Here is a 9,758-nt window from a genome sequence, read left to right as displayed (position 1 = left end):
CGGCGTCTTCGCCGCGTCTCGAAGGATGAGGCCACAGTGGGGCCTCATGGTTCGGACGGCGCAAGAGCGCCTCCTCACCATGAGGGTCTAGAGCTGCGTCTACTTATACGAATCCGGGTCCGGCGAGTCCGAGGGCTTCGCGAATTCGTTCTTCAATTCCGCCGAGATCGGCGTATTCAGGTTCAGCCCCTTCGGGGGGACCTTCTGCGTGAACCACTTGTCGTAGATCTTCTGGCCCTCGCCGCCGGTGTAGAGCGCGGCGGTTGCCGCATCGACCACCTTCTTGAAGGCCGGATCGTCCTTGCGCAGCATGATGCCGTACGGCTCGGGCTTCGAGAATGCGTCCTTCGAGATGACGTAGTCGTTCGGCGCCTTCGACCCCGCAACCAGGCTTGCGAGCAGGATATCGTCCATCACGAAGGCGACCGCGCGGTCGGTCTCGACCATCAGGAATGCTTCCGCATGGTCCTTGGCCGGGATGATGTTGACGTTCAGCCCGCGCGCGGCATTGGCCTCGGTGAGCTGCTTGATGTTGGTGGTGCCGGCGGTTGACACCACGGGCTTGCCCTTGAGATCGTCGATCGAATTGATCTTGCTCGACTTCTTCGAGACGTAGCGGCTCGCGGTGAGGAAATGGGTGTTGGTGAAGGAAATCTGCTTCTGCCGCTCGGCATTATTGGTGGTCGAACCGCATTCGAGATCGATGGTGCCGTTGGCGAGCAGCGGGATGCGGGTCGATGACGTCACCGGGTTGAGCTTCACCTCGAGCTTGTCGAGCTTCAGTTCCTTCTTCACGGCGTCGACGATCTTGTAGCAGATATCCATCGCGTAGCCGATCGGCTTCTGGTTGTCGTCGAGATAGGAGAAGGGGATCGAGGAGTCGCGGTGGCCGAGCGTGATCGTGCCGGTCTCCTTGATGTTCTTCAACGTCCCCGTCAGCTCCTGGGCGCCGGCCTCAGCCGCGCCGAGCGCGGTGGCGAGCGCGAAGCCGATCGAAAGAAGGCGTTTCATGCGTGGTCTCCTCGGTTGGATAGGTTCGATTGTGTCAGAATGTCTGTCAGCCGGCGCAACGTGGCCGCGACACGGCTCTGGATGTCTCGCTCATCGCAAAATGACCGAGCTTCGCCATCGTCGTAACTCTTGCGCCCCCTGTTGCCGCAGCTATCAGCCCATGTCCCCGGCGTGCAAACGAAATCATACTCGCCTGGAAGAGAATAGAGCGGGCATACTTTAGTCTCGATTGTCTCCCGTCCCGCCCGCAGAGGTTGCCCCCACCTGCCGGCATTCGCGCCCGCGGGCCGCCGCTCCAATTCCGCAGCTCGGCATACCACGGTAGGCGAATTGTCGCACGTGCCGTTTCATCCGGCGGCATCGACAAACCTTTCCCCCAACACGCTTTTCTTCTGTTTCGTTTTCAGGAAAGATCGCCGCATCAAAGAGAAAACAAATCCGGCCCGGCCAACGGGACCGCAGAGGGAGTTGTAGATGCCTCGTTACAGTCGTTTGATGCTTGCAGTCGCGGCCATAGGGATGCTGATGGCGACTTCCGCCACCGCCCAGGAATATCCGACAAAACCAATCACGCTGATCCTGCCGTGGCCGGCAGGAGGATCGACCGACATCTCGATGCGCGCCATCGCCGACAGCGCCTCGAAGATCCTGGGCCAGCCGATCGCGATCGACAACAAGGCCGGCGGCGGCGGCACGGTCGGTCCGGCCACCATGGCGGCCGCCGCGAAGCCGGACGGCTACACCATCGCGCAGATTCCGATCACCGTGTTCCGCCTGCCCTTGATGCAGGAAGTGTCCTGGGATCCGGCCAAGGATTTCAGCTATATCGTCCACCTCACCGGCTACACCTTTGGCGTCACGACCAGCGCCGAAGGTCCGTTCAAGACCTGGCAGGACGTGATCGATTTTGCCAAGAAGAATCCTGGCAAGGTCACCTATGCGACGCCGGGCGCCGGCACCTCGCTGCATATCGGCATGGAGCAGATCGCGGCTCTGGCCGGCATCAAGCTGACGCAGGTGCCGTTCAAGGGCGGCGCGGAGACCAATGCCGCGGTGCTCGGCCAGCACACTATGCTGCAAGCGGATTCCACCGGCTGGCGGCCGCTGGTCGATGCCGGAAAACTGCGCCTGTTGATGGTGTGGACCGGCGCGCGCTCGCCGAACTATCCCGACGTGCCGACGCTGAAGGAGCTCGGCTATTCCATGGTCTATGACTCCCCGTTCGGCATCGCCGGGCCGAAGGGCATGGATCCCAAGATCGTGGCCAAGCTGCACGACGCCTTCAAGAAGGCGATCGAGGACCCGGCCGTGATCGCAACGCTCGCCAAATACGACATGGTGCCGAACTACAAGAACACCGAGGACTACAAGAAATTCGTCGTCGAGGTCACCGCGTCAGAGCGCAAGGTGATCGAGTCGCTCGGTCTCGCGAAGAAGACGAACTAGCCCCTCGCACGGGGGCAAAACGCCAGTGGCAGCGCGAGCATCTGGACGCACGACATGAGCAACGACGCGAACGTGAAATTCCGCCTCAGCAATTCCGAGCTCTGGGGCGGGCTGATTGGCCTGGCCTTGGGCGGCTTTGTGATCTGGTCGGGTGTGAGGCTCAAGCTCGGCACCATCAACGATCCCGGCTCCGGCTACGTCCTGTTCTACACCGGCATCCTGATCTGCCTGTTCGCTCTCACGATCATTGTCTCTGCCGTCACCGAAGGCGGGCCGACTTTGGCCTCGCGCTGGGAGAACACGCGCTGGAGCAAGCCGCTCCTGATCATCGCCTGCCTCACATTGTTTTCGTTCGCGCTCGACACGTTCGGCTTTCTGCTGTCGGCGATTCCGCTGATGGTGCTGCTGCTCCGTGTGATCGATCCCGTGCGCTGGTCGTTGACCATTCCGCTGTCGATCATGTCCCCGCTCGGCATGTGGTGGGTGCTCAAGCATTTGCTTGGCATTCAACTGCCTTCGGGCGTATTCGAGATCGGCTGAGCGCGCCCATGGAAACAATCCTCAACGTCGCCCACGGGTTCGGCGTCGCGCTTCTGCCGGTCAACCTGCTCTATTGCTTCATCGGCGTCTTCATCGGCACCCTGGTCGGCGTGCTGCCCGGCATCGGCCCGATCTCGGCGATGTCGCTGCTGTTGCCGGTGACGCTGTCGGGCACGCCGGAATCCGGCATCATCATGATGGCCGGCATCTATTACGGCTCGATGTATGGCGGCTCCACCACCTCGATCCTGGTCAACATCCCCGGCGAAGCCGCCTCCGTCGTCACCTGCATCGACGGCCACGAGATGGCCAAGCAGGGCCGCGCCGGCCCCGCGCTCGGCATTTCCGCATTCGGCTCGTTCATCGCCGGCACGTTTGCCCTGATCGCGCTGATGCTGGTCGCGCCAAAGCTCGCCAGCGTCGCGATCGCATTCGGTCCGGCCGAATATTTCTCGCTGATGGTGCTGGGACTGGTGGTCCTGACCTTCCTGACGCAGGGATCGATGGCCAAGGCGCTGCTGATGGCCTGCATCGGCGTCGTGCTCGGACTGGTCGGACTCGACAGCATCACCGCGATGCCGCGGCTGACGTTCGGCCGCGTGGAGCTGATCGACGGCATCGGGCTCGTGCCTGTTGTGATGGGGCTGTTCGGCATCGCCGAAGTGCTGCTCAACACCGAGCAGGCGATCAAGCGCGACGTCATCAACACCAAAATCACGCACCTTCTGCCGAACAAAGCGGACTGGAAGGCCAGCGCCGGACCCGTGTCGCGCGGGACGATCCTTGGATTCTTCCTCGGCATCCTGCCGGGCGGCGGCGCGGTCGTCGCCTCGTTTGCATCCTACGCACTGGAGAAGCGCCTTTCCAAGACGCCGGAGCGGTTCGGCAAGGGCGCCATCGAGGGCGTCGCCGGACCGGAATCGGCGAACAATGCTGCCGCCGGTGGCGCCTTCATTCCGCTGATGACGCTCGGCATCCCGCCGAACGTGGTGATGGCGCTGTTGCTCGGCGCTTTCGTGATTCACGGCCTGCAGCCTGGCCCGCTCATGATCACGCAAAACCCCGGACTGTTCTGGGGCATCGTCGCCAGCATGTATATCGGCAACCTGATGCTGCTCGTGCTCAACCTGCCGATGATCGGGATGTGGGTGCAGCTCTTAAAATTGCCATATAACGTCCTGTTCCCGCTGATCATCCTGTTCACCATCATCGGCGTCTATTGTTCCAGCAACAATGTCTTCGATGTCTATGTGATGATCGCCTTCGGCGTGATCGGCTATTTCATGCGCAAGCTCGGCTACGAGCCGGCGCCGCTGGTGCTCGCCTTCGTGCTCGGCCCGATGCTGGAAAACAATCTGCGCAAGTCGCTGATCCTGTCGCAAGGCGACCTGATGACCTTCGTGCAGCGGCCGATCTCGGCGGCATGTCTGGCGCTGGCGGTGGTGCTGCTGGTCGGGCCGCTATTGCCGGCGTTACGCAAGAAGCGCGAGATGGTTGCGCTGGACGAGGGCGCGTGAGCTCCACAGAGCCCCAACCAATCGTGATCGCCTTCAAATGTAGCCAACTATGTCTCCACTGAAACACAACTGCAATCGGAGCTCCCCAGCATCCACCGATGCATCGGTTGCATTAGGTGGAGTTCACGAACGATGTCCCCAAGGTTCGACGGCAAGGTAGTCATCGTCACCGGCGCTGGAAGCGGTATCGGCGCGGCGACTGCGCGTCGATTTCATGGGGAAGGAGCAACCGTCGTACTGAACGGACGCCGAGCGTCCAAATTGCAAGACGTCGCCGCGACCTTGACAGCCGACCGCTGCATGATCCGGCCAGCGGACGTCTCGAACGCGAATGCGGTTGAAGACCTCGTCACCGATGTATTCCACAGGCTCGGCAGGATCGACATTGTCGTTAACAATGCCGGAATGGGGATTGCTGGAGCTTTCCTCGATCTGCCCACTCAGAATTGGCGCGAGATCTTCGCGGTCAACGTCGATGGCGTCCTCAACGTGACGAGGGCTACGCTTCCTCATCTTGTCAAGAGCAAGGGCTCGATCGTCAATGTGTCATCTCTTTCGGGACTTGGCGGTGACCTTGGGCTTAGCTTTTACAACACGACAAAAGGCGCGGTTTGCAATCTCACACGGAGTCTAGCTCTCGAATTTGCCCAAAGGGGAGTACGCGTCAACGCGGTTTGCCCAGGCATCACGCTCACCGACCTGACCGTGTCCGCTTTCGAGCGCTTCCCCGAGTTGCCTCAACGAGTGATCCCACGCATTCCCCTGGGACGGGTCGCGCAGCCTGAGGAAGTCGCTGGTGTCATCGCGTTCCTTGCAAGCGACGATGCGAGCTTTGTCAACGGCGTAAATCTGCCGGTCGACGGTGGGCTCGATGCATCGAACGGCCAGGCATCCTTCATATAGAACTCGCTTGGTGCATCGGCGGCGATCACAGCGCCCGCGCCATCTCCCCGAGATCCCAGAACAGGCCGGTCATAATGGTGAGCGCTTCTTCCGTCACCGGCAGCAGAATGTGCTCGTCGGGTGCGTGCTGCGAGCAGCCGGGATAGGAATGCGGCACCCAGATCGTCGGCAAGCCCAGAGCTTCCGAAAACACGTCATTCGGCAGTGAGCCGCCGAAATTCGGCAGCACCGCCGGCGCCTTGCCGGTGGTCTTGCGGATCGATGCCGCGGTCCAGTCGATCCAGGGACTGTCCATATCGGTCCGCGACGCCGCAAAGCGTTGCGCACCGCTGACCTCAACCATCGGAAAGCCGTTGGCATGCAGATGCGCGCGCACGGCATCGACGACCTCGCCAATCTTCGTGCCGACGACGAAGCGAAGCTGCAGCACGGCATTCGCCTTCCCCGGGATCGCATTCGCCGGGCTTGCGATATTGCCCGCCGACATCGCCAGCACTTCCAGCGTGTTCCAGGCATAGAGCCGCTCGGCGGGCGAAAGCTCCTCCTCGCCCCAGTCCGGCGACAGCGCCGGCTCGTCTGCGCCTGGCTCGACCTTCACGTCCGCCAACGCCGCCCGGACCCGATTCGAGATCGGCGGCGGTTTCAATGCATCGAGCTTCATCCGCCCCTTGCCGTCGACCAGGCTCGCGATCGCGTTCGCCAGGATGGTGGCGGGATTGGCGAGCACACCACCCCAATTACCGGAATGATGACCACCATCGCGCAGGTTAACGTCGAGATGGATACGGTTGCCGCCGCGGCAGCCAAGAAAGATCGTCGGGCGCTCGGCCGAAAGCCGCGGCCCGTCGGATGCCAGGAACAGATCGGCCTTGAGTTCCTCGCGATGAGCTTCGCAGACCGCCCGCAGGTCCGGCGAGCCGATCTCCTCCCCGGTCTCGATGATGAACTTCGCGTTGAAGCCGAGCCTGCCGCCGCGGGTCTCCCGCACCGCCCGCAGCGCCGCGATATTGATGCTGTGCTGGCCCTTGTTGTCAGCGGTGCCGCGGCCATAGACGCGGTTGCCCTTGATCGTGGTCTTCCAGGGATCGAGATTATCGCGCCATTCACCAATCATGCCGTCGACGACATCGCCATGGCCGTAGGTGAGCACGGTCGGGCGCGAGGCGTCCTCGAGATATTCGGCCAGGAGAAACGGACCCCTGCCTGTCGGAGACTCGATCAAACGAGTCTTGAAGTCGAGCTCGGCCAGCGCGGGCTGCAGGTTATCAGTCAGATAAGCGCGCAGCGCGGCGCCGCTGCCGGGGTTCTGGCTTTCGGTCCGGTAGCCGATACGTTGGTCGAGTTCGCGAAGAAACTCGCCCGATTGAAAATGCTGTCGGACGCGAGCAATCGCATCACCCCTGTCAGCCATAACTTTCCCTTTCGCCGCGCCTTGTCGATCGAATTATTCTCTCGACCTCATTAGCGGGATACGCCCTATGCTGGAAGTGGCGCAGCGATGCCAGGCTCTGCTAAAATTGCAATCGGCACACCACAAAATAAATATCGAAAGCCCAGCACATGACAAAACAAATCCGGCTCAACGCCTTTGCCATGAACTGCGTGGCGCATCAGTCGCCGGGATTGTGGACCCATCCGCGCGACTGCACCGCGGAGTACAACCGGCTGCCCTACTGGCTCGATCTCGCCAAAACGCTGGAGCGCGGCCGGTTCGACGGCCTGTTCCTCGCCGATGTGCTCGGCGTCTACGACGTGTTCGGCGGCGGCCCGGATGCTGCGCTGCGCAACGCCGCACAGACGCCGGTGAACGATCCCTTGCTGCTGGTTCCGGCGATGGCCGCGGTGACGAAGCATCTCGGTTTCGGCGTCACCAGCAACCTCTCCTTCGAGCCGCCCTACACCTTCGCGCGGCGGATGTCGACGCTCGATCATCTGACCGAGGGCCGTGTCGGCTGGAACGTGGTGACCGGCTATCTCGACTCCGCCGCACGCGGCGCCGGCAAGGACAAGCAGACGGCACATGACGACCGTTACGACGTGGCCGACGAATATATGGAGGTGGTCTACAAGCTCTGGGAAGGGTGCTGGGAGGATGACGCCGCGATCCGCGATCGTGCGCGCAGCATCTTCGCCGATCCCGCGAAGGTGCATCCGGTCAGGCACGAGGGCAAGAACTTCCGTCTCAGCGCGCTGCATCTGAGCGAGCCGTCGCCGCAGCGCACGCCGGTGCTCTATCAGGCCGGCACGTCGCCACGCGGCCGGCAGTTCGCCGCGGAGCACGCCGAATGCGTGTTCATGTCCGGGCCATCGGCCAAGGTGATCGCGCCGCGGGTCTCCGCCATCCGCGAGCTCGCCGCGCAGAAGGGAAGGAATCCGGCCGAGATCCTGATGTTCAGCATGATGACGGTCGTCCTCGGCCGCACCGAGGCCGAGGCAAGCGCGAAATATGCGGACTATCGCCGCCACATCAGCCACGAGGGCGCGCTGACCCTGATGTCCGGCTGGACCGGTGTCGATTTCTCGACCTACGGCCTCGACCAGGAGGTGCGCCATGTCCACAACGACGCCGGCCGCACCGCGATGGACAACATCACCCGCGCCGATCCCGATCGCATCTGGACCGTGCGCGAGGTCGCCGAGCATGTCGGTATCGGCGGCATCGGTCCGATCGTGGTCGGCACGCCGGAAAAGGTTGCCGATGATATCGAGCGCTGGTTCGAGCAGACCGACGTCGACGGCCTCAATGTTGCCTTTGCGATCTCACCCGGCGATTTCGAGGATATCGCCGACATGCTGGTGCCGGAATTGACCCGCCGGGGCCGATACAAGCAGGACTATGCGCAGGGCACGCTGCGCGAGAAACTGTTCGGCGCGGGCCGCGCGCGATTGACCACCGAGCACCCCGCAGGCCGCTATCGCATCAAGGCGCACGCGACGGCGGCGGAGTAGGAGCGACACCGTCTCAGACCGTCATTGCGAGGAGCGTAGCGACGAAGCAATCCATGCCTCCGCTAGCGGAGAGATGGATTGCTTCGCTCCGCTCGCAATGACGCGTTGATAGAGCGCGGCTTAATTCACCGCGTTGCTCACCACCACCTCGATCAGCTTCGTGCCGGGACGGCTGAAGGCGGAGCGCAGCGCGCCCTTCAGCTCACGGGGATCGCTGATCCTCATGACTTCCAATCCGAGCGACTTCGCGACGCCGGTGAAATCAACCGGCGGGTCGACGAAATCCATGCCGACGTAATGATCGTCGCCGTGGAAGGCGAGCAGGCGCTGCTTGATGATGCGGTAGCCGCCATTGTTGACGATGACGAAAGTCAGCGGCAGCTTGTGGTTGGCCGCCGTCCACAGCGACTGGATCGAGTACATCGCGCTGCCGTCGCCGGAAAAACACACCACCGGCCGCTGCGGATTGGCGAGGCTGACGCCGACCGAGGCCGGCAGTCCCCAGCCGATGCCGCCGGAGGCGAGCGCGTGATAGCCATAGCGGTCGCGGTGCGGGCGCAGCGCGATCATCTGGCGCGACGAGGTCAGACCTTCATCGACCAGGATCGCATTGTCAGGCATCGCCTCGACCACCTGCAGCGCCAGCCAGTCGGGATCGATCGGCGAGGTGCCTTCGGCTTTCGATATCTGCTCGACCAGCGCCTTCCGCTTCGCGGTCCAGTTCTTCGATGCCAGCGCCGCAACGCCCTGCTTCGCCCGCGTCTCCAGCGCACTGCCGCCGGCCGCCTTCAGCGCCGGGATCAACGCGCGCAGGGTTTCCTTCACGTCCGCCTTCAGCGCGATCTCGGCGCCGTAATTCTTGGCTAGGTCCCAGTCGACCAGGCCGACCTGCACGATACCCAGACCATCCGGCAGCGGATCGACCTCGCTATAGACCGACATCCGCAAGGGATCGCCACCGAGTGCGATGATGAGATCGTAGGGCGCCAGCGTCTCGCGCGCGAGCTTCTGCACCCGCGCGATCGCGCCCATGAAGCACGGGCTTTCGGAGAGGAAGTGCGCGCCATAGGGCGTCGACGATTGATAGGCCGGCGCGCCCAGCACCTGCGCGAGCTCGGCGGCTTCCTGCAGCGCATCGCTTTTGACGATCTCGTCGCCGGTGACAATCACCGGCCGCTCCGCTTTCAGGATCCGCGCGACCAGGGCCTGCAGCGATTCATCCGACGGCTTCACCCGCGTGTCGACGCGGGTCGCGCGGCCGAGCTCGATGCCGGCTTCGGAATTGAGGATATCGCCGGGCAGCGAGATAAACACCGGCCCGGTCGGCGGCGTGGTCGCGACCTTTGCGGCGCGGCGCACGATGCGCGGCAGGTCCTCTAGTACCCACTTTTC

8 protein-coding genes are annotated in these 9,758 nt (G+C 63.0%); 5 read left to right on the top strand and 3 right to left on the bottom strand.

All coding sequences use genetic code 11. The annotated features are described in order from the left end of the window. Positions 1 to 99: 99 nt before the first annotated feature. Positions 100 to 1,011 (bottom strand): amino acid ABC transporter substrate-binding protein, encoded by a 912-nt coding sequence (locus tag CWO89_RS35525; RefSeq protein ID WP_130583083.1) that lies wholly within the window; start codon positions 1,009 to 1,011, stop codon positions 100 to 102. A 474-nt stretch (positions 1,012 to 1,485) separates the two neighbouring features. On the opposite strand from CWO89_RS35525, the gene CWO89_RS35520 reads away from it, so the two are divergent. The 4 genes from CWO89_RS35520 (at position 1,486) to budC (ending at position 5,417) form a co-directional block, all read left to right on the top strand. Beyond that, complete coding sequence (locus CWO89_RS35520; protein WP_130583082.1) at positions 1,486 to 2,457, top strand: tripartite tricarboxylate transporter substrate binding protein; 972 nt, start codon at positions 1,486 to 1,488, stop codon at positions 2,455 to 2,457. A 54-nt stretch (positions 2,458 to 2,511) separates the two neighbouring features. Continuing rightward, entirely contained in the window at positions 2,512 to 2,997 is a 486-nt protein-coding gene (locus CWO89_RS35515) for a tripartite tricarboxylate transporter TctB family protein (RefSeq protein ID WP_130583081.1), read from the top strand. Positions 2,998 to 3,005: 8 nt separating this feature from the next. After that, positions 3,006 to 4,514: a tripartite tricarboxylate transporter permease gene (locus CWO89_RS35510; RefSeq protein ID WP_130583080.1), complete on the top strand. Its 1,509-nt coding sequence runs from the start codon at positions 3,006 to 3,008 to the stop codon at positions 4,512 to 4,514. Between the two features lie 132 nt (positions 4,515 to 4,646). Next, positions 4,647 to 5,417 carry a meso-2,3-butanediol dehydrogenase gene (gene budC / locus CWO89_RS35505; protein WP_130583079.1) on the top strand — a complete coding sequence of 257 codons (771 nt, stop codon included), beginning with the start codon at positions 4,647 to 4,649 and terminating at the stop codon, positions 5,415 to 5,417. Between the two features lie 25 nt (positions 5,418 to 5,442). Here the strand turns inward: budC and CWO89_RS35500 are convergent, their stop codons facing one another. Next, positions 5,443 to 6,828, bottom strand: coding sequence for a M20 family metallopeptidase (locus CWO89_RS35500; RefSeq protein WP_130583078.1), 1,386 nt, complete (start codon positions 6,826 to 6,828; stop codon positions 5,443 to 5,445). 149 nt (positions 6,829 to 6,977) lie between these two features. Between CWO89_RS35500 and CWO89_RS35495 the strand changes: the two genes are divergently transcribed. Then, the gene (locus tag CWO89_RS35495; protein WP_130583077.1) at positions 6,978 to 8,366 is read left to right on the top strand and encodes an LLM class flavin-dependent oxidoreductase; all 1,389 of its coding nucleotides are present in this window, start codon (positions 6,978 to 6,980) and stop codon (positions 8,364 to 8,366) included. 120 nt (positions 8,367 to 8,486) lie between these two features. On the opposite strand, the gene CWO89_RS35490 is transcribed toward CWO89_RS35495, so the two are convergent. Then, on the bottom strand, positions 8,487 to 9,758 hold a 1,272-nt coding region (locus CWO89_RS35490), incomplete at its 5' end, for a thiamine pyrophosphate-binding protein (protein ID WP_130583076.1).

This window comes from Bradyrhizobium sp. Leo170 (assembly GCF_004296405.1).
In the GTDB taxonomy this organism is placed as follows: Bacteria; Pseudomonadota; Alphaproteobacteria; order Rhizobiales; family Xanthobacteraceae; genus Bradyrhizobium.
Note: the sequence above shows the minus strand (reverse complement) of the source record. Positions and strands in the feature narration are given on the sequence as shown.